Below are 20,476 nucleotides of genomic sequence, written 5' to 3' on the forward strand. Positions count from 1 at the left end.
GGTCTCAGGCGACCGGGCTCGCGGTGCGGACCAGCTCGGCGATCCGCTCGGCGACCTCACGGGCGGTCGCCTCGGTGGCCGCTTCGACCATCACCCGGACCAGCGGTTCGGTGCCCGACGGGCGCAGTAGCACCCGGCCGGTCTCCCCCAACTCCGCCTCGGCCCGCTCGACCTCGGCGCGTACTGCGGGTGCGGCGGCGCCGACGGTCCGGTCGCCGACCGGCACGTTGATCAGCACCTGGGGCAGCTTGGTGACCACCGAGGCCAACTCGGCGAGGGACTGGCCGGTGGCCGCCATCCGAGCCATCAGGTGCAGGCCGGTGAGCACCCCGTCGCCGGTGGTGGCGTGCGCGGGCATCACGATGTGGCCGCTCTGCTCACCGCCGAGCGCCAGCCCGGAGGCGCGCAGCTCCTCCAGCACGTACCGGTCGCCGACCTTGGTCTCGATCAGGCGGATGCCCTGCGCGGACATCGCGAGTCGAAGCCCGAGGTTGCTCATCACGGTGGCCACCAGGGTGTCCTGGGTGAGCGTGCCGGCGTCCCGCATGGCCAGCGCGAGGATCGCCATGACCTGGTCGCCGTCCACCTCGTCGCCGTCGGCGGTGACCGCCAGGCAGCGGTCGGCGTCGCCGTCGTGGGCGATGCCCAGGTGGGCGCCGTGCTCGACCACTGCGGCGCGCAGCGCCTCGATGTGGTTGGAGCCACAGTCGTCGTTGATGTTCAGCCCGTCGGGCTCCGCGTGGATGGCGATGACCTCCGCGCCGGCCTCCCGGTAGGCGACGGGGGCGACCTCGGCGGCGGCGCCGTTGGCGCAGTCGACCACTACCTTGATCCCGTCGAGCCGGTGCGGAACGGTGCCCACCAGGTGCTGGACGTAGTGGTCGGCACCGTCGAGCAGGTCGTGCACCCGGCCGACGCCGGCACCGATCGGCCGGTCCCAGGCAGTGGTGGCGTTCGTCTCGACGGCCGCCTCGATCTGCATCTCGATCTCGTCGGGCAACTTGTGCCCACCGGCGGCGAAGAGCTTGATGCCGTTGTCCGGCATCGGGTTGTGCGACGCGGAGAGCATCACACCCAGGTCGGCCTTGGCCTCCGCGGTGAGGAACGCCACCGCCGGCGTGGGCAGCACGCCGACCCGAACCACGTTGGCGCCGGCACTGGTCAGCCCGGCGACCACGGCGGCCTCCAGCATCTCGCCGCTGGCGCGGGTGTCGCGACCGACGACGGCGAGCGGCGGATGACTGCGGTCCGTCTCGGCGAGTGTGTGCGCGGCGGCCACCGCGAGCGCCAGCGCCAATTCCGGGGTGAGATCCGCGTTTGCCCGCCCGCGTACGCCGTCCGTGCCGAACAACCGACCCATACCCGCCAACCTCCGAAAGAGCACTGCCAGTGAGGAGAAAGCGGAACGGCCGACCCGCCTCCCCGAGGGGGAGGCGGACCGGCCGTCCGTCAGAAGTACAACGCGCTGGAAAAGATCAGCGCTTCGAGTACTGAGGAGCCTTACGGGCCTTCTTGAGGCCGTACTTCTTGCTCTCCTTGACCCGGGCGTCACGGGTGAGGAAGCCGGCCTTCTTCAGGGCCGGGCGGTCGTCCGGCTCGTTGATGATCAGCGCACGGGCGATGCCCAGCCGGAGCGCACCGGCCTGGCCGGTGGTGCCGCCGCCACGCAGGTTGGCGATGACGTCGAACTGCTCGGGCTTCTCGGCGGTGACCAGCGGGTCCTTGATGAGCTGCTGGTGCACCTTGCTCGGGAAGTACGCCTCGAGGTCCTGGCCGTTGCAGGTGATCTTGCCGGTGCCCGGGACGAGGCGAACCCGGACAATGGCCTCCTTGCGGCGGCCCACGGTCTGGATCGGCCGGTCACCACGAGGCGCGCGGGCAACGGGCGCCGGCGCCTCGGTGGCCTCGGGGGCCTCCGTGGCTTCCGGGGCGACCTCGGTCTCGATGATGTCGGTCATGCTGCTTCCTTCGCCCGCGCTCACTGCGCGATCTGCTTGATCTCGAACGGCACCGGCTGCTGCGCGAGGTGCGGGTGCTCGGCACCGGCGTAGACCTTCAGCTTCTTGATGAGCTGACGGCCGAGCTTGTTGTGCGGGAGCATCCCCTTCACAGCCAGCTCGATGGCCCGCTCGGGACGCTTGGTCAGCAGCTCGTCGTAACCGATCTGCTTCAGACCACCCGGGTAACCGGAGTGGCGGTAAGCGACCTTGGTCTGGCGCTTGTTGCCGGTCAACGCAACCTTGCCCGCGTTCACGATGACGACAAAGTCGCCCGTGTCGACGTGCGGCGCGAAAGTCGGCTTGTGCTTACCACGCAGCAACGTGGCGGCGTGGGTGGCCAGGCGGCCCAGCACGACATCAGAGGCGTCGATGACGTGCCACTGACGCTCGATCTCACCCGGCTTCGGGCTGTACGTACGCACAGGTCTACCTTGTCTCGTCGTCGGTCTGGGGTCGCGCGCCGAGGTGACCAGATCTAGCAGGCCGGACCAGCGCGCACGAACGACCAAGCGTACCTGAAGGGGCACGCCTCTGGATGTCGTACAACAGCAGGCAACGATACCCGGCGCCCCGTCCGCAGGTCAAAACGGGGGTGGGGTCCCGCGCGGCGACGCGCCGAGGGTGTCTCAGCTCACACGTTGGCGAGTCGACCGGCCCTCGGACGGCGGTAGACCACCCAGGTGACCGCGAAACACAACGCGTACCAGCCGATGAACGCCAGGTAGGCGGCGTCGGCGTTGCCCGAGCTGAGGAACGACTGGCGGAAGGCGATGTTGACCAGCACCCCGCCGAAGGCGCCGATCGCACCGGCGATGCCGATCAACGCGCCGGTCATCCGTCGCGCCCACCGCGCGGCGGCCTCCGGATCACGCTGACCGGTGGCCACCGCGTCCGCCGACCGGGCTCGGAAGATCGCCGGGATCATCTTGTACGTGGAGCCGTTTCCGACGCCGGAGAAGACGAAGAGGGCGAGGAACCCCGCGAGGTAGAGCCCGAACGAGCGCTCCCGGGCCGCGTACAGCACCGTGCTCGCGCCGGCCGCCATCGCCACGAAGTTCCAGAAGGTCACCCGTGCCCCGCCCAGCCGGTCGGCGAGGTGCCCGCCCAGGGGCCGGATCAGCGAGCCGACCAGCGGACCCAGGAAGGTCAACCAGGCGGCGTCGACGGGGGTGGGGAACCGCTCGGCGAACTGGAGCTGGAGCACCTGGCCGAAGGCGAAACCGAAGCCGATGAACGAGCCGAAGGTGCCGATGTAGAGCAGCGACATCACCCAGGTGTGCGGATCGCGGGCCGCCTCCCGCAACGCGCCCGGCTCGTTGCGCGCCCCCGGCACGGTGTCCAACCAGCGGGCCGCGGCCAGCGCGGCCAACACGATCAGCGGCAGGTAGACCGCCGGCACCAACCGGGGGTACGCGGCACCCGCGGTGGCGAGGACCGCCAGGCCGACAAGCTGCACGGCCGGTACGCCCAGATTGCCGCCACCGGCGTTGAGCCCGAGCGCCCGTCCCTTGAGCCGCTGTGGGTAGAACAGGTTGATGTTCGCCATCGAGGAGGCGAAGTTGCCGCCGCCGACCCCGGTGAGGCAGGCGAGCACCATCAGGGTGGTGTAGGACACCCCGGGTTCCAGCAGTACCGTCATCGGGACCGCGGGCACCAGCAACAGCAGCGCGCTGATGATCGTCCAGCGTCGTCCACCGAAGCGGGCCACCGCCAGCGTGTACGGCAGCCGCAGCACCGCGCCCAGGGCGGCCGGCACGGCGGTGAGCAGGAACTTCCCGGCCGGATCGATGCCGTACGCGGGGCCGAGGAAGAGCACTGTGACCGACCAGAGACTCCACACCGAGAAACCGACGTGCTCCGCGAAGATCGAGACCCAGAGGTTGCGTCGGGCGATCGGCGCGCCGGTGGCCTGCCAGAAGTCCGGGTCCTCGGGGCGCCAGTCGCGCAGCGGTTGCCGGCGACCGGTGACGGCAGGCGGCTCGGCGGTGACTACGGTGCTGGTGAGCGTGCTCACGGCGGCTCCTCCTCGTCGATGTGACGAGGGGAAACGCTAGGAACACCCGGTTACCTGGCAGTGCCCGTCGCGGGTCGGGCCGGAAACGGCTGCCGCACCACGGGCCGGCGGCGATGGTGAGCACGCCACCGGGGCGGCGCGATCGGAGCTGCCTTCGCGCGCGATCAGAGCTGCTGGAGGATGCGCAGCGCGCGGCCCACCCGGAGCATGGTGTCGGTGTCGGCGACGTCCACGCACGCGGTGAACCACTTCTTCATGGGCGAGGAGATCCGGTCGGGCATCACCACGTACCGGCCCATCGACACGGCGAGCGGCGAGTCCCGCAGGAGCGACTCCTCGACCACCTCGACCACTATCACGATGGGCACGTCGGTGGAGTTGTAGACGTCCGAGCTGATCACGAGGCCGAGGCGTTCTCGGGCGCCCTCGATGCGCCAGATCTCACCCCTACGCAGCACGCGGCCGTCCGCCGGAGAACAGGTCGTTGACCATGCCCACCTCGCGGGCGTCGGCGAGCGCGGCAGACTCAAGATCCAGGCTGGCGCGGCCCACGGCGGCGGCGTGGGCGGTGAAGACCTCGCGCAGCGCCTTCTCCCGGGCGGCCTGGTCCATCCACGCGGAGAGCGACAGCCCCTCACGCTTGGCGAACCGCCGCGCCTCCTCGATCGTCTCGTCCGTGAACGAGAGAGTCACCTTGGCAGTCATGCCGAGCAGATTACCCAGCGGTGTGACCAACAGTCATCCCTCCGCTCGGCGGCTCGCCCCCGGGCGGCGAAACGCACATTCCGTCGGGCCTACCCGGCCCGGCCGCCGAACACCGCGAAGCGCCACTCCTTGAAGTAGCAGTCGACGTCGGCAAGGCCCGCCTCGGCGAGCCACCGGCACTGGTCGGCCACCGTGGCCGGGCGGTCGTGGCGCATCCGCTCCTGGGAAGCCGCGATCTCGTCGGGGGACGCGCCCAGTTCGGTGATCCGCTCCAGCCACACCTCGTCGTAGCGCCGGTCCAGCTCCGGGGTCGGGCCGGCGACCTGCTCGGCGTTGACGAACACCCCGCCCGGTACCAGCGCGGCGGCGGCCCGCCGGTAGAGCGCGCGCTTGCCGGCGTCGTCCAGGTGGTGGATCGCCAGCGCGCTGACCACCGCGTCGTACCGGCCCGGCGGCAGTTCGTCGGCGAGATCGGCGTGGACCGTCCGGTGCGGCACGGACCGCGCGTCCAACTGGTCGGTGGCGCGGGCGAGCATCGCCGGCGCTCCGTCCACCAGGGTCAGCCGGACTCCGGGCACCGCGGCGGACAGAAGCAGCGAGAGCAGGCCGGTGCCGGCGCCCAGATCCAACACCTCCGGGGTACGCCCGGCAGCGAGCGCGGCCCGCAACGGCGGCGCTGCCACCTGGACGGCGGTGCCGTAGAAGGCGTCGAAGCACGGGATCAGCCGCCTGCGCGCCTCGTCGTAGGTGCCGGCAACCGCGTCGAAAACGTCCGTCACACTCATCGCAGCCTCCCACTTATTGAGAAAACTTTCCCACATTATAAGCCAGCGAACAGCGCTGATGTCGTCAAAGATTCAGCTCCAAAGCCCCCCGGTGCGACTCAAGGGCCAGTGGTCATCGAGACCGCCGCCGATCTTGCACTTCCGGTCGTCGTTTCGTCGCACTCATCCTTTATGCCGCCACAGAAAATGCAAGATCGCCGCAGGAGAGGGCGGTGCGCGGGAAGCGCGGGGGGAGAGGCTTCGGGGGGTGCTTCCCGGGGGATCAGACGGCGCGGCCGGTAGATCTCACGGAACGCGGCTAACGCGTTCGTGGCGGGGCCGCCTTCGACCTGCTCAGATCTTGGACAGTTTCCGTTACGTCAGAACGGAAACTGTCCAAGATCTCGACTGACGAGCACTGACGGACCAGCCGTCCGATCGGAGACCCGAGCCGAAGCCCACACCGCGAAAGCCGCACACGGGCGACGTCTTGCACCTGACCCGCCCCGCGAGTGTGCAGTTCCTGCGCCCGATCTTCGTCCACGTGATTCGCGTTCTCGACTGGCCGACGTACGGCGGGTGGCTGTGCATTGACGGTCACGAGCTGGCCGCGAATGGCGATGCGGTCGCCCGCCGGTCCCTGTTCGTGATGCCCGCGGGCCTGATCTGGCCGAACACGCCCGCCCGGCGGCCCGTTTCCCAACCACCCGCGTTCCCGTCAAGCGCAGTCCGGTGAGAGTCGGGTGACCCGCCGCCCTCACACCACGCCGACCTGCGCTGACCTGCTCTGACCGCTCCCCGCGGGATGAGGTCCGCTATGGCCGCGCTGGGCGGGCGTCCGTCCGAGGCGGCCGCCGTCACCCACCCGTCACACCCGCTGCTCCTGTGCGGTGTGAGCCCCACTTGACAGGACCGAAACAGAAGGGACCCGGACCGGAAACCGCTCGGCGGCACGCTTTCCCGACATGACAGACGGTGCACGGTCGGCGACTCCGCCGAGGCTGACGCCCCGGGAAGTGGCGACGCACTGCCCGTACTGCGCACTGCAGTGCGGGATGACGCTGCGCGCGGACGACGCCGGTGTGACGGTCCACCCGCGCCAGTTCCCCACCAACCGGGGCGGGCTCTGCCAGAAGGGTTGGACCGCTGCCGAACTGCTCGACCACCCGGAACGGCTGACCACTCCGCTGGTGCGCGACCCGGCCACCGGTGAACTGCACCCGGCGAGCTGGGACACCGCGCTCGACCGGGTGGTCGCCGGCATCCGCGCCGTTCAGGGCGACGCCGGCCGGGACGCGGTCGCCGTCTTCGGCGGTGGTGGCCTGACCAACGAGAAGGCGTACGCGTTGGGGAAGTTCGCCCGGATCGGGCTGCGTACCAGGCACATCGACTACAACGGACGGTTCTGCATGTCCTCGGCGGCAGCCGCCGGGATGCGCGCCTTCGGCATCGACCGTGGGCTGCCGTTCCCCCTCGCCGACCTGGGCCGGGCCGACACCCTGCTGCTGGTCGGGGCGAACCCGGCGGAGACCATGCCGCCGCTGGTGCGCTGGCTCACCGAGCAGCGCCGGGGCGGCGGGAAACTGATCGTCATCGACCCCCGGGTCACCGCCACCGCCCGCCAGGCCGACCTGCACCTGCAACCGCTGCCCGGCACCGACCTCGCGGTGGCAAACGCGCTGCTGCACATCGCCCTCACCGAGGGTTGGGTCGACCGGGCCTACGTGGCTGACCGCACCACCGGATTCGACGCGGTCCGCCGAGGCGTCGCCGCCTGGTGGCCGGCCCGCGCGGAACAGCTCTCCGGCGTGCCGGTGGCCGACCTGGAGGCGACCGCCCGAGCGCTGGGCACCGGTGGTCGCGTGATCATCCTGACCGCGCGCGGCGCCGAGCAGCACGCCAAGGGGGTGGACACCGTCACCGCGTACGTCAATCTCGCTCTGGCCCTCGGTCTGCCCGGCCGCGACGGTTCGGGGTACGGCTGCCTCACCGGCCAGGGCAACGGCCAGGGCGGGCGGGAGCACGGGCAGAAGGCCGACCAGTTGCCCGGCTACCGGCGGATCGACGACCCGGCGGCCCGGGAGCACGTGGCAGGGGTCTGGGGCGTGCCGGCCGACGAACTGCCCGGCCCGGGAGTCCCCGCCTACAAGCTGCTCGACTCGCTCGGCACCCCGGGTGGCCCGCGCGCGTTGCTGGTGTTCGGGTCGAACCCGGTGGTCTCGGCACCCCGGGCGGCCCGGATCGAGGGCCGACTGCGCGACCTCGACCTGCTGGTCGTCGCGGACCTCCTGCTCTCCGAGACGGCCGCGCTGGCCGACATCGTGCTGCCGACCGCGCAGTGGGCCGAGGAGGACGGCACCATGACCAACCTGGAAGGTCGGGTGCTGCGCCGACGCGCGCTACGACCGCCCCCGCCGGGCGTCCGGACCGACCTCGCCATCATCTCCGACCTGGCGACACGGCTGGCCGAGGCGGAATCGCCGGACGCCAACCCGGCCGACGCCGACCCGGCCAGTGTGCGACCGGCCGCCGTCGCGGCGGCTCGGTTCCCGGCCGACCCGGCCGCCGTCTTCGCCGAGCTGCGCCGCGCCTCCGCCGGTGGGGCCGCCGACTACGCCGGCATCAGCTGGGACCGGATCGACGCCGACGACGGGGTCTACTGGCCCTGCCCGACCGAGGACGGGCCGGACACGCCCCGACTCTTCGCTGACCGGTTCGCCACACCGGACGGCCGGGCGCGCTTCCACAGCGTCGACCATCGGCCGGCCGCCGAGGAGGTCTGCGCCACGTACCCGCTGCATTTCACGACCGGTCGGGTGCTGGCGCAGTACCAGTCGGGCACCCAGACCCGACGGGTGGCCGCGCTGCGGCGCGCCGCCCCGGAGGCGTTCGTCGAACTGCACCCCGACCTGGCCGCCCGGCTGGACATCGACGACGGCGACCCGGTGCGGGTCACCTCGCGCCGAGGTGAGTTCTCCGCTCCGGCCCGCCTCAGCGCCGGGATCCGACCCGACACCGTGTTCGCCCCGTTCCACTACGCGGGGGCGGGACGCGCCAACTCGGTGACGAACGACGCGGTCGACCCGATCTCCGGGATGCCCGAGTTCAAGATCTGCGCGGTACGGGTGGAGAAGGCATGACCGCCCGGGTGGTCATCGTCGGCAACGGGATGGCGGGCGCGCGCCTCGCCGCTGAGCTGCACGCCCGGGAGGGAGACCGGAAGGTCACTGTGCTCGGGGCCGAGCCGCATCGCGCGTACAACCGGATCCTGCTCTCCACCCTGCTTGCCGGCCGGATCGACGAGCCGGACGTGGAGCTGACCGAAGCCGCCGGGCACGGCGTCGACCTGCGCAGCGGCGTACCGGTGACGGCCGTCGACAGGTCCGCCCGGGAGGTCCGCACCGACGACGGCGAGCGGATCGGGTACGACCATCTGGTGCTCGCCACCGGCGCCCGTGCGGTGGTGCCACCACTGCCCGGCCTCGACCCGGCGAACCTGCCGGAGCGGGTGGTCCCCTTCCGGACCCTGGACGACTGCCGGCGGATCCTCGCCGCGGCGGACGGCGCCCGCAGCGCGCTGGTGCTCGGCGGCGGGTTGCTCGGCCTGGAAGCCGCCCGAGGGCTGGCCACCCGGGGGCTGACCACCACTGTGGTGCACCCGAGAGAGCACCTGATGGAACGGCAACTGGACCCGACCGCCGGCGCGGTGCTCGCGGGCACGCTCGCCGGTTTCGGCGTCAGCGTCCAACTGGGGGTGTCGGCGACAGGCGTGGCAGCGGACGCCAGCGGTGTCCGCCTCGACCTGGCCGACGGCCGGTCGCTCCGCGCCGACCTGCTGGTGCTCTCCTGCGGCGTACGCCCGGACACCGCCCTCGCGCAGGCCGCCGGCCTGACCGTGCGGCGCGGCGTGGTGGTGGACGACCGGCTGCGCACCAGCGACCGGTCCATCTCGGCGATCGGCGACTGCGCCGAGCACGACGGCGTGCTCACCGGGCTGGTCGCGCCCGCCTGGGCCCAGGCCCAGGTGCTCGCTGACGTGCTGACCGGGACGGACCCCCTGGCCCGCTACCGGCCCCGCCCGGTGGTGACCCGGCTGAAGGCCGCCGGGATCGACCTGGCCTCGATGGGTGACGCGGCCAGTGGCGGGCCGGACGAGGAGTTGACCTTCGCCGACCCGACCCGGGGCACCTACGCCCGGCTGCGGATCCGGGACGAGCGGCTGATCGGCGCGATCCTGCTCGGCGACAACCCGGCCGTCGGCACTGTGATTCAACTCTTCGACCGTGGTCAGCCGGTGCCGAGTGACCGCCGGGCGCTGCTGCTCGGCAGGGCACTCGGCGCGGCCGGCGCTACCCCGGCCGCCTCACCGGCGCTGATGCCGGACGCGGCCACGGTCTGTCAGTGCAACACGGTGAGCAAGGGCGCACTGGTCAGAAGCTGGCGCTCCGGCGCCCGGACTGTCGATGCGGTGGTGGCCGCGACGCGGGCCGGCACCGGGTGCGGCGGATGCCGGGACGCGGTGAGCGGCATCGTCGACTGGCTGAGCCAGGCGGAATCGGTGGAGGTGACGCGATGAGCGGCGGCGAACTGGTCGTCATCGGCAACGGCATGGTCGGGCAGCGTTTCGTGGACGCGCTGCGCGCCCGTGACCCACAGGGCACCTGGCGGGTGACGGTGCTGGCCGAGGAGGTGCGCCCGGCGTACGACAGGGTGCGGCTCTCGGCGTACTTCGACGGGGTCGGTGAGAGCGAACTCAACCTGCACACCCCGCACGACGGGGTGCGGCTGCGACTCGGCGAGCCGGCAACCGCCGTCGACCGGGACCGACAGGTGGTTACCACCGCCGTCGGCGAATACCGCTACGACGCGCTGGTGCTCGCCACCGGGTCGTACGCGTTCGTGCCACCGGTGGCCGGCACGGAGCTGCCCGGGGTCTTCGTGTACCGGACCCTGGACGACCTGGCGGCGATCCGGGCGTACGCGCGGGGCCGGCGGGTCGGCGCGGTGATCGGTGGTGGGCTGCTCGGTCTGGAGGCCGCCAATGCCCTGCGACTGCTCGGCCTGAGCACCGACGTGGTCGAGTTCGCGCCCCGGCTGATGCCGGTGCAGGTGGACCAGGCCGGCGGCGCGATGCTCCGCCGCTACGTCGACGAGTTGGGCGTACGGACCCATCTCGGGGTGGCGACCACAGCGATCCGTCAGGGCCCGGACGGCGGCGTCGCGGCCCTGGAACTCTCCGACGGCACCGCCCTCGACGCCGAGCTGGTGGTGGTGGCCGCCGGCATCCGGCCCCGGGACCAGTTGGCCCGGGACGCCGGTCTGCCGCTGGGCCCGCGCGGCGGGGTGCTCGTCGACGCGACCTGCCGCACCGCCGACGAGCGGATCTGGGCCGTCGGAGAGTGCGCGGCGGTCGACGGCACCTGTCACGGTCTGGTCGCGCCGGGGTACGCGACGGCCGAGGTGGTGGCCGACCGGCTGGTCGGCGGCGCGGCGACCTTCCCGGGCGCGGACACCGCCACCAAACTCAAGCTGCTCGGCGTCGACGTGGCCTCGTTCGGCGACGCCCACGGCACGACCGAGGGCTGCCTGGACGTCACGTTCACCGACCCGGCCACCCGCGTCTACGCGAAGCTGGTTCTCTCCGACGACGCGCACACCCTGCTCGGCGGGGTGCTGGTGGGTGACGCCAGCGCGTACCCGACGTTGCGGGCCAGTGTGGGCGGCCCGCTGCCGGCCGCGCCGCTGGCGCTGCTCGCCCCCGACGGCGGCGGCGCGGACGCCGGGGCGCTGCCCGCCGCCGCTCAGGTCTGCTCCTGCAACGCGGTGACCCGGGGCGACGTGGACGCCGCCATCGCCGACGGTTGCGCCGACGTGCCGGCGTTGAAGGCGTGCACCCGGGCCGGCACGAGCTGCGGCTCCTGCGTGCCGATGCTGAAGCAGCTCCTGGACGCGGCCGGGGTGGCGCAGTCCAGCGCGCTCTGCGAGCACTTCGACGTCAGCAGGCGGGAGCTGTTCGAGATCGTCCGTGTCCGCGGCATCCGCACCTTCTCCCGGCTGGTCGCCGAGCACGGTCGGGGCCGTGGCTGCGACATCTGCAAGCCGGTGGTCGCGTCGATTCTCGCCTCGCTGGGCAGCGGGCACGTGCTCGACGGTGAGCAGGCGTCGTTGCAGGACACCAACGACCACTTCCTGGCCAACCTGCAACGCGACGGCAGCTACTCGGTGGTGCCCCGGATCCCGGGCGGCGAGATCACCCCGGAGAAGCTGATCGTGATCGGCGAGGTCGCCCGGGACTTCCAGCTCTACACGAAGATCACCGGTGGGCAGCGCATCGACCTGTTCGGGGCGCGGGTGGAGCAGCTTCCGCAGATCTGGCGGCGGCTGGTCGACGCCGGCTTCGAGTCCGGGCACGCGTACGGCAAGGCGCTGCGCACTGTGAAGTCGTGCGTGGGCGAGACCTGGTGCCGGTACGGGGTGCAGGACTCGGTGGGGCTGGCCGTCGCGCTGGAGCTGCGCTATCGCGGGTTGCGTGCTCCGCACAAGCTCAAGTCGGCGGTCTCCGGATGCGCGCGGGAGTGCGCGGAGGCGCGCAGCAAGGACTTCGGCATCATCGCCACCGAGACCGGCTGGAATCTCTACGTCGGCGGCAACGGTGGTTTCCGGCCCCGGCACGCCGACCTGTTCGCCACTGATTTGTCGACAGAAACTCTGATTCGACTAATCGACAGATTCTTAATGTATTACATCCGCACCGCCGACCGGCTGCAACGCACTGCCGGCTGGATCGAAGCGATGGACGGTGGCCTGGACCGCCTGCGCTCGGTGATCGTGGACGACTCGTTGGGGCTCTGTGACGACCTCGACGCGGCCATGGCCCAGCACGTGTCGTCGTACTCCGACGAGTGGCGCGACGTCCTGGACGACCCGGATCGGCTGCGCCGCTACACCTCCTTCGTCAACGCTCCCGACGTGCCGGACCCGTCGATCACCTTCACCCGGGAACGCGGCCAGCCGGTCCCCGTACGCGACCAGTCCCCGACCGGATCCGAGCCGACGAACGGTCACCGTCGGCAACCGGTCACCCTCGGCCTACCGGAGGTACGGCGATGACTCAGACCCTCGCGCTGACCTGGACCACCGTCTGCCTGCTCGACCGGTTGGAACCGGACCGGGGCGTCGCCGCCCTGGTCGACGGGGTGCAGATCGCGCTCTTCCGGACCGCCGACGAGCTGTTCGCGATCGACAACCGCGACCCGGTCTCCGGGGCGTACGTGCTGTCCCGGGGCATCGTCGGCAGCCGTGGCGGAGTACCGACTGTCGCGTCACCGCTGCACAAGCAGGTGTACGACCTGCGCAGCGGGCACTGCCTCGACCTGCCCGAGGTGGCTGTGGCCCGCCACGACGCACGTTGCCGCAACGGGCTGGTCGAGGTGCGGCTGCGACAGGAGGGTTGATGCGGGAAGAACTGGCGGGCTTCACCATCGGGGTGACCGCCGACCGGCGGCGCGACGAGTTGGCCGCGCTGCTCGAACGACGGGGCGCCCGGGTGGTGCTCGCCCCGGCGCTGCGGATCGTGCCGCTGTCCGACGACACCGAGCTGCGCGAGGCGACCCGCGCCTGCCTCGACCAGCCGCCGGACATCCTGATGGCCAACACCGGCATCGGCATGCGCGGCTGGTTGGAGGCGGCCGAGGGCTGGGGGCTGGCCGAGCCGCTGCGCTCCGTGCTGGCCAGCTCGTACGTGGTGGCGCGCGGCCCGAAGGCACGCGGCGCGATCCGGGCGGCCGGGCTACACGACCAGTGGTCGCCCGCCTCGGAGAGCTGCGACGAGGTGGTCGACCACCTGCGCCGGCGCGGCGTGGCCGGGCAGGTCATCGCCATGCAGTTGCACGGCGAGCGGCAGCCCGAGTGCACGCTCGCGCTGGAGGCGGCGGGCGCCACTGTCATCGAGGTGCCGGTCTACCGCTGGGCGCCGCCGACCGATCCGGCGCCGCTGCACCGGCTGATCGACCTGATCGCCGGTCGGCTGGTGGACGCGGTGACGTTCACCTCGGCACCGGCTGCCGAGGCGTTGCTACGGGCCGCTGGCGACCGCACCGACGCGGTGCTGTCCGCGTTGCGCAGCGACGTGCTGGCCAGCTGCGTCGGGGCGGTGACCGCCGAGCCGCTGTTGCGGCACGGGGTGCCGGTGAGCGCGCCCGGTCGGGCCCGGTTGGGCGCGCTGGTGCGGACCATCGTCGACGAGCTGCCCCGCCGGACCGTGACGTTCAAGGCCGGCGGGCACCTGCTCACGTTGCGCGGGCACGCCGCGGTGATCGACGGCGAATTGCGGCCACTCGCGCCCGCGCCGATGGCGGTGCTGCGGGCGCTGGCCCAGACCCCGGGTCGGGTGCTGTCCCGCACGGCGTTGCTGAGGACGCTGCCCCGGGGCGCGGACGAGCACGCAGTGGAGATGGCAGTCGCCCGGCTACGGGCCGGCCTGCGCGCGCCCCGCGTGGTGCAGACCGTTGTGAAGCGCGGCTATCGGCTCCGGGTCGACTGAACGCGTCACGGCCGGCCGTCGCGAGCCGGCCGTGACGCGACGTTTCAGCCGACCGGCGTCGGGAAGCCCCGCCCGTGCTCGGACTGGAGCCGGAGCATGGCGTGCTCGACAACTGTCACCAGCACCTGCTTGACCGAGTCCCGTTGCCGGGCGTCGGTCATCACCAGCGGCACCTGCGGCGAGATGGCCAGCGCCTCGCGGACCTCCTCGGCCTCGTACTGCGGTGCGCCGTCGAACTTGTTCAGCGCCACCACGTACGGCAGGTTGCGGTTCTCGAAGTAGTCCAGCGGGGCGAAGGCGTCGGTGATCCGGCGGGTGTCCACCAGCACGGCGGCGCCCACCGCCCCACGGATGATCTCGTCCCACATGAACCAGAACCGAGTCTGACCCGGTGTACCGAAGAGGTACAGGATCAGGTCCTGAGCCATGGTGATCCGGCCGAAGTCCATGGCGACCGTGGTGGTCTCCTTGCCCGGCACCTTGGACGGATCGTCGATGCCGACACCCGCCGCGGTCATCAACGCCTCGGTGGTCAGCGGTGTGATCTCGGAGATCGCCCCGACCAGTGTCGTCTTACCGACGCCGAAGCCGCCCGCGACGACGATCTTCGCGGAGACGATTCCCCGGCCCGGCCGCCCCCCTGCGGGGTCATAGCCTGCGAAGTCCACTTAGCACCCTTCCAAGCAGTTCCATCCGCTCCTCGAACCCCTCGGCGGGAGCAGCAGTGTGTAACGTCAGCAGGCTCTCGGCCACCATGTCGGCGACCAACACCCGGGCGACGCCCAGCGGCATCCGGGTATACGCGGCGATCTCCGCCAGCGACTGTGCTCGGCCCTCACAGACCGTGGCGATTCGGTGCTTGTCGTGCCCGGCGAAGCGGGACTCGGCGACCTGGGTGGGAGAGGCGGTCAGGACGGCCTCGAGAGCGATGTCCTGCCGGGGCTCGGTACGACCACGGGTGACCGCGTACGGACGCACCAGCGCGCCACGCGGGTCAGCGCGTCGTTGGTCCATTCCCGATCACCTCCTCGTCCTCTGCTGAGCCGGACTGTGCCGCCTCTCGTCCCTGGTCCGGCGCTCGGAATGAGCGCCGTCTTCCGGTGCTAAGAGCGCACCGCGTCGCGCGGCAGCGGCACCAGCGCGGCACCCACCCGCTCGACCAGCAGCGCCATCTCGTAGCCCACCTGGCCCACGTCGCAGCTGCGCGCGGCCAGCACGGCCATCGAGGAGCCGTCGCTGATCGACATCAGGAAGAGATACCCGCTGTCCATCTCGATGACTGTCTGCAACACCCCGCCCGCGCTGAACATCCGGGCCGCGCCCTCGGTCAGGCTCACCACCCCGGAGGTGATCGCGGCGAGCTGGTCCGCCCGGTCCCCCGGCAGATCCCGGGAGGACGCGAGCAGCAGCCCGTCTGCGGACACCGCCACCACGTGGGCGATGCCCGCCACGCTGTCGGCGAAGTTGGTGAGCAGCCAACCCATGTCCTGCATGGCAGCTGGCCTGTTCATCGGCTCTCCTTGGTCGAGGTGCTGTTCAGGTCCGTTCCGGCCGTCCGACCGCGCTGCACACCGCGGTGGTAGGCCGACAGCAGACCACGTACTTCATCCGGGGTCCGCCGGCTGCGGTCCCGGCCGCTCTTCGGCTCGATGCCACCCGGCACGAGCTGTTGCTGCGGCACCCGCTTGGGCAACCCGGAGCGGGTGGTCCCGGCGGGAGCCGGCTCGGCAGCCCGGCTGGCCCGGGACCAGCCTTCGTCCGCCGCCGTACGCCAGGCCGCCGGGTCGGGGGCGGGTGCTGCGGCCGGAGCCGTCCGGGCGGCCGGAGGCGGGGCGTACGTCGGCGGCGCCGACGGCCGTGCCCCGAAACCGTCCATGGTGGCACCGAGTCCGTCGGCGCCCGGAGTGGCAGTGCCGTCGGTGCCGGAGCTGCCCGGGGTACGGGTCGGCAGTTTCGGTCGGGCCGGCGACGCGGCCGGCACGGACCCGGCGCTCGGCTGGCCGCCGTTGCCGGTGCGCAGGCCGGCGTCGGCCGCTGCGGTGGTGGCGGGCGCGGGCGGCTCGTCGAAGTTGGGCCGGGTGAAGATCGCGGTGGCGTCGTCGCCGTGCGACCGGAACCAGACCGCTTCCATCTCCCGGAAGATCGGAGCCTCGGCCGGGAAGTCGGGCCGGGTGCTGACCGGTGCGGCGGGCACCGGCGGAACGGCCGGCGGTGCCACCGCGCCCGGCCCGGCGACCGGTCCGACCGGGAGGCCCTGGGTGCCGCGCCCACCAGCGGTGTCCGGGGCGTCCGGGGTTGAGCCGCGTCGGGGCAGCGGGTCGACGGTCGGGTAGGCCACTGTCGGGCTGCCCAGCGAGGCGCCCGCACCGTTGCTGTAGGCAGGCCGGGCCGGCGGGAGCGGGGCGGCGGGTGCCGGGGCGGGGGCGGGGGCGGCCGGTGGCATCGTCGAGCGCGGGCCGGTGTAGCCACCCGCCTGCACGGCCGGGGTGGTGTCCCGCGAGTCCAGCGGCGACTGCCACTGGGTGGGTGCCGGCGGACTGGTCCGCCACTGGTCGGGCAACGTCGCCGCCGTCGTCGCGGCACCGGCGAACTGCTCGGCGTGGCCGGCCGGGGTGAGCGGCGCCTGCTCCACGGCCATCGGCTGACGCGGCCGGGTGAGCACCTGCTCGCGGCCCCGGTTACTGGGCAGCACCACGGTGGCGGCGGGCAACGTCACCTGAGCGACGGTGCCGCCCTCGACGTTGCGGCGCAACTCCACCCGGATGCCGTAGCGGGAGGCGAGTCGGCTCACCACGGCCAGACCCATCAGTCGGAACGCGGCGACGTCCACGCTCGGCGGGGCGGCCAGCCGCCGGTTGAGCGAGTCGAGCTGGTCGTCGGTGAGGCCGAGCCCGCGGTCCTCGATCTGGATCAGCACGTAGTCGCGGATCCGCCGACCGTCGGCGACCACCGTGGTGTTCGGCGGTGAGAACCGGGTGGCGTTGTCGAGCAGCTCGGCGACGAGACGTACCACGTCGTTGACGGCGTGCGCGGCCACCTCGATGTCGGTGTCGACAGTGCCGAACTCGATGCGGTTGTAGAGCTCCACCTCGGACTGGGCGGCGCGCAGCACGTCCACGACCAGCGCGTTGTCGTGACGCGGTGCGGCGGAGTCGGCGCCGGCCAGGACCAGCAGGTTCTCGTCGTTGCGGCGCATTCGAGTGGCCAGGTGGTCGAGTTCGAAGAGCTGCGCGAGCCGCTTCGGGTCCTCCTCGCCGCGCTCGATCGCGTCCAGCTCGCCGATCATCCGGTCGACCAGGGTCTGACTACGGCGGGCCAGGTTGAGGAACATCGCAGAGACACTGGTACGCAGTGCCGCCTGCTCGGCGGCGACCCGCACCGCCTCCCGGTGTACGACGTTGAAGGCCAGCGCCACCTGACCGACCTCGTCGCGGGTGTTGAGCTGGATGGGGTCCCGGACCTGGCGGACGATCTCGTCCACCCCGCCGTCACCCACGCTGCCCATGTTCTGCAGCCGCTGCACGGCGTCGGGCAGGTCGTGGTTGGCCACCGAGAGAGCGCCCTCGCGCAGTCGGCGCAGCGAGTGGTTGAGCGAGCGGGCCAGCACCACTGCCAGCGACACGGCGATGATCAGGGTCAGCAGCACCAGGATCGACTCGACAACTGCCTGCCGGATGACGTCCGAGCGGGCCTGGTCGGCCTGCTGGAGCAGTCGGTCCTGCAGTTGGATCTCGGCCCAGCGCATCAGGTCGTTCACGGCGCCGATCGCCGCGGTGGCGTCCTGCGCGGTGACCAGCGGGCGCTGTCCGACCGAGCGGGTGATGTCGGTGGCCACCCGGTCGGCCAGGCCGACCGCGTCGCCGGAGACGGTGCTGTCGACCAGGGCGCGCTGCACCGGGTCGGCGGCCAGCGAGAAGGCGACCAGGGCCTCCTGCTGACCGGTCAACGTTGCCACGAAGGAGGAGAACTGCTCCGAGTCGAGCTGGCCGGCCGTCAGCGCGGTGAAGGCGACTGCCTCTTCCTCGGCGACGGAAGCCTTGGCGCGGGCGAAGGCGGCGACCGCGCGGCGGCTGTCCGCCAGGCTCTCGTCGCCGGGCAGCTGGGCCAGGCCGTCACCGTAGGAGACCAGGTCGGTGAGGATGACTCCGTAGCGGAGCACTGCCTCGGCGACCGCCATCTGCCGGCGGTCCAGCACCTCCTGACGGGTGCTGTCCAGGGTGGCCAGGTGGTCGTCGATGGCGGCCAGCCGGTCTCGCAGGGCTGCCGGCACGTCGCCGATCCGGCCCCGCTCGGCGCGGTACTCGTCCACACGCTGCTGTGTCTGGCGGACCCGCAGGTTGTACGCGTCGGCCGGCTGCTGCGGAGCGGCGAGGTAGGCGGCCGCTGCCATCCGTTCGGACTGGAGGTCCTGGGTGAGGGCGGTGACGTCGACGGAGAGGGCCGTCAGTGACCGGGCCCGCGTGGCGTCGAACGCGCCCTCGCCGACGGAGATCAGCCGGACCGTGGCCAGCGCGATCACCGCCGCCACCGGGACGACCAGAATCAACGCCAACTTGGACCGGATCCGGGCGTCACGCAGTCTCGGCATGCGTCGGCGCGCAGGCCGACCGCTATCGCCGAGCGCGGGCAGGGTCGTCGGTCCGGTGCTCACGACATCGCCTCCGTCGTTTCTTCCCCGCCTGAGCCGCCGAGCCATGCCGTAAGCGGAGGGGACCACGCGCGGCACGGCCGCGATTTCATCAGAGATGATCGTGTTTGGGAAGCCGCAGTGAGGTAGGAAACGGTCGGACGGAGCGCATCCCGTGATCCGGGCAACTGATACCTTCATTTCCGCAAGCCCCTGAACAGGGCATGTAACTCCAGAGTGGTCACGCGTGTATGCAAAGTGAGCTTTTGCAAACATTGCGTTACCCCAGCATGTGGGATGGCCGTCCCGAAAGTGCTGCCGGGGTCCGCGCTTGACCACAGCGCCGGCCATTGGCAAGGTTTTGCAGGCTTCGCGCACACCGTACGGCAGAGGAGATCCCGTCCTCCACTGAGGACGGATTAGCGGCGGTGACCGGGCAGCGCCCGCGCCCGCACCTGGAGGACTGAGTTGAGCCCCATCCGCTCCGCGACCATCGCGGCGCTCGCATCGGCCGTAGTGGCCACCACGCTCACCGGCTGCCAGTTTGGCGAGGCGGAGAAGGACACGAGTCCGATCGTGATCGCCGCCGATCTCGAACTCTCCGGCGCCGCAGCCACGGTTGGCCGGACATACCAGCGCGCCCTCAAACTCAAGGTCGATCAGTTGAACGCCTCCGGAGCACTGAACGGCCGGAAGATCGACCTGAAGGTGAAGGACAACCGTTCCGACTCGGCCGAGTCACTTCGCAACATCGTCGACTTCAGCAGCGATTCGAAGGTCAGCGCCATCATCATGGGCGGCTGCAACGAATGCGCTGTCGGAGCTGTCGGGACCATCAACGAGAAGCGGATTCCCACCATTGCGCTAGCCGCTTCCGGCGCGATCGCCGCGCCAGCCGCTGAACGGCGCTACGTGTTCAAGCTCGGCCCTAACGCCGCGGACAGCGCCGCCGCACTGACCACCGAACTGCGCCGCAACAACATCCGTAAGGTGGGGATGCTGGTCAGCGACGACGACTACGGCCAGGAGGGCGCGACCGCGCTCAAGAGCGAGCTGGACAAGGCCAAGATCACGCTCCGACAGCAACGTATCAAGACCACCGACACCGACGTCAGCCAGCAGGTCCAGCAGCTCGCGTCGGGCAAGCCGGACGCGATGGTCTTCTGGACCCCGCCGGAGCAGGCGACACTGGCCGCCACCAGCGTCCAGCAGACCATCTTCCGTGGGTCGATCTACTTCGACGCGGCAGCGGCCGGGGACCTCTTCCTCGGCGCGGCGGCCAAGGCCACGGAGAAGGCCACCCTGATCTTCACGCAGACCATGGTGATCGATGACGTGATCGCTACCACGCCGGCCAAGGCGGCGCGGCGGCAATGGTTCCAGGACTACACGGCCCGCTTCGGTGGCTACAACGGGTCCTCGTCGTTCGCCGCGGACGCCGTCCAGCTGATCGCCGACGCCGAACTGCGCGCCGGCGGTGAGATCGGGAAGGTGGACCGCAACGGCATCCGGGACGTGCTGGAGACGTCCCAGATGGACGGCCTCTCCGGCCCGATCCGCATGACGCCGGACAACCACAGCGGCCTGATGCCGCAGGCGCTCACCACGCTGGTCGCCCGCAATGGTCGTTGGCGGTTGGCGGGGTAACGCTGGGGCCTTTCATCTGGCGGGCTTCCCCGGCCCTTCGTCGAGTGCCGGGTGGGGTGTGGCCGACCGTGCCCGGCTCCGGGCGGTCAGGCTTTGGTTGTGCCGGTCCCGGTCGTAGCGGCGGGTGGTGCGCGGGTCGGCGTGCCCCATGGCGTCCTGGACGTCCTCCAACGGCAC

The 20,476-nt window shown here is 71.6% G+C and carries 17 protein-coding genes and 1 pseudogene; 7 read left to right on the top strand and 11 right to left on the bottom strand.

The window, feature by feature from the left end:
• Positions 1–4: 4 nt before the first annotated feature.
• The 7 genes from glmM to AB0C20_RS12955 form a co-directional block, all read right to left on the bottom strand.
• Entirely contained in the window at positions 5–1,360 is a 1,356-nt protein-coding gene (gene glmM, locus AB0C20_RS12925) for a phosphoglucosamine mutase (protein ID WP_091402319.1), read from the bottom strand.
• Positions 1,361–1,475: 115 nt separating this feature from the next.
• Positions 1,476–1,958 carry a 30S ribosomal protein S9 gene (rpsI, locus tag AB0C20_RS12930; protein ID WP_238687804.1) on the bottom strand — a complete coding sequence of 161 codons (483 nt, stop codon included), beginning with the start codon at positions 1,956–1,958 and terminating at the stop codon, positions 1,476–1,478.
• Positions 1,959–1,978: 20 nt separating this feature from the next.
• Complete coding sequence (gene rplM, locus AB0C20_RS12935) at positions 1,979–2,422, bottom strand: 50S ribosomal protein L13 (RefSeq protein ID WP_053653864.1); 444 nt, start codon at positions 2,420–2,422, stop codon at positions 1,979–1,981.
• Positions 2,423–2,631: 209 nt separating this feature from the next.
• Complete coding sequence (locus AB0C20_RS12940) at positions 2,632–4,014, bottom strand: nitrate/nitrite transporter (protein WP_357189427.1); 1,383 nt, start codon at positions 4,012–4,014, stop codon at positions 2,632–2,634.
• Between the two features lie 164 nt (positions 4,015–4,178).
• Positions 4,179–4,472, bottom strand: coding sequence for a hypothetical protein (locus AB0C20_RS12945; protein WP_091402325.1), 294 nt, complete (start codon positions 4,470–4,472; stop codon positions 4,179–4,181).
• Entirely contained in the window at positions 4,462–4,719 is a 258-nt protein-coding gene (locus AB0C20_RS12950; protein WP_091403518.1) for a DUF6364 family protein, read from the bottom strand. Before AB0C20_RS12950 ends, AB0C20_RS12945 begins: the two co-directional genes overlap by 11 nt.
• Before the next feature lie 89 nt (positions 4,720–4,808).
• Positions 4,809–5,504, bottom strand: a complete 696-nt coding sequence (locus AB0C20_RS12955) for a methyltransferase domain-containing protein (RefSeq protein WP_357189425.1) — start codon at positions 5,502–5,504, stop codon at positions 4,809–4,811.
• Positions 5,505–5,901: 397 nt separating this feature from the next.
• Here AB0C20_RS12955 and AB0C20_RS12960 point away from each other — a divergent pair.
• The 6 genes and pseudogenes from AB0C20_RS12960 (at position 5,902) to AB0C20_RS12985 (ending at position 14,025) form a co-directional block, all read left to right on the top strand.
• Positions 5,902–6,230, top strand: a pseudogene (locus AB0C20_RS12960) (hypothetical protein).
• Positions 6,231–6,448: 218 nt separating this feature from the next.
• The gene (locus AB0C20_RS12965; protein WP_357568007.1) at positions 6,449–8,623 is read left to right on the top strand and encodes a molybdopterin oxidoreductase family protein; all 2,175 of its coding nucleotides are present in this window, start codon (positions 6,449–6,451) and stop codon (positions 8,621–8,623) included.
• Positions 8,620–10,059, top strand: coding sequence for an FAD-dependent oxidoreductase (locus AB0C20_RS12970; RefSeq protein WP_266304416.1), 1,440 nt, complete (start codon positions 8,620–8,622; stop codon positions 10,057–10,059). The genes AB0C20_RS12965 and AB0C20_RS12970 overlap by 4 nt, the downstream gene beginning before the upstream one ends.
• Positions 10,056–12,593 (top strand): nitrite reductase large subunit NirB, encoded by a 2,538-nt coding sequence (nirB, locus tag AB0C20_RS12975; RefSeq protein ID WP_357189418.1) that lies wholly within the window; start codon positions 10,056–10,058, stop codon positions 12,591–12,593. The genes AB0C20_RS12970 and nirB overlap by 4 nt, the downstream gene beginning before the upstream one ends.
• Entirely contained in the window at positions 12,590–12,937 is a 348-nt protein-coding gene (nirD, locus tag AB0C20_RS12980) for a nitrite reductase small subunit NirD (protein WP_357568009.1), read from the top strand. The genes nirB and nirD overlap by 4 nt, the downstream gene beginning before the upstream one ends.
• Complete coding sequence (locus AB0C20_RS12985; protein WP_238667554.1) at positions 12,937–14,025, top strand: uroporphyrinogen-III synthase; 1,089 nt, start codon at positions 12,937–12,939, stop codon at positions 14,023–14,025. The genes nirD and AB0C20_RS12985 overlap by 1 nt, the downstream gene beginning before the upstream one ends.
• Positions 14,026–14,069: 44 nt before the next feature.
• Here AB0C20_RS12985 and AB0C20_RS12990 read toward each other — a convergent pair whose 3' ends face one another.
• The 4 genes from AB0C20_RS12990 to AB0C20_RS13005 form a co-directional block, all read right to left on the bottom strand.
• Complete coding sequence (locus tag AB0C20_RS12990) at positions 14,070–14,693, bottom strand: ATP/GTP-binding protein (RefSeq protein WP_030329978.1); 624 nt, start codon at positions 14,691–14,693, stop codon at positions 14,070–14,072.
• Positions 14,674–15,039, bottom strand: coding sequence for a DUF742 domain-containing protein (locus AB0C20_RS12995; protein WP_007465174.1), 366 nt, complete (start codon positions 15,037–15,039; stop codon positions 14,674–14,676). The genes AB0C20_RS12990 and AB0C20_RS12995 overlap by 20 nt, the downstream gene beginning before the upstream one ends.
• A gap of 89 nt (positions 15,040–15,128) precedes the next feature.
• Positions 15,129–15,536, bottom strand: a complete 408-nt coding sequence (locus tag AB0C20_RS13000; RefSeq protein ID WP_007465177.1) for a roadblock/LC7 domain-containing protein — start codon at positions 15,534–15,536, stop codon at positions 15,129–15,131.
• Positions 15,533–18,676 carry a sensor histidine kinase gene (locus tag AB0C20_RS13005; RefSeq protein ID WP_357568010.1) on the bottom strand — a complete coding sequence of 1,048 codons (3,144 nt, stop codon included), beginning with the start codon at positions 18,674–18,676 and terminating at the stop codon, positions 15,533–15,535. The genes AB0C20_RS13000 and AB0C20_RS13005 overlap by 4 nt, the downstream gene beginning before the upstream one ends.
• Positions 18,677–19,120: 444 nt before the next feature.
• Here AB0C20_RS13005 and AB0C20_RS13010 point away from each other — a divergent pair, with 444 nt between their 5' ends.
• Positions 19,121–20,299, top strand: a complete 1,179-nt coding sequence (locus AB0C20_RS13010) for an ABC transporter substrate-binding protein (RefSeq protein ID WP_357189411.1) — start codon at positions 19,121–19,123, stop codon at positions 20,297–20,299.
• Positions 20,300–20,476: the final 177 nt, after the last annotated feature.

It is taken from the genome of Micromonospora sp. NPDC048843 (assembly GCF_040649965.1).
GTDB lineage: Bacteria > Actinomycetota > Actinomycetes > Mycobacteriales > Micromonosporaceae > Micromonospora > Micromonospora hortensis.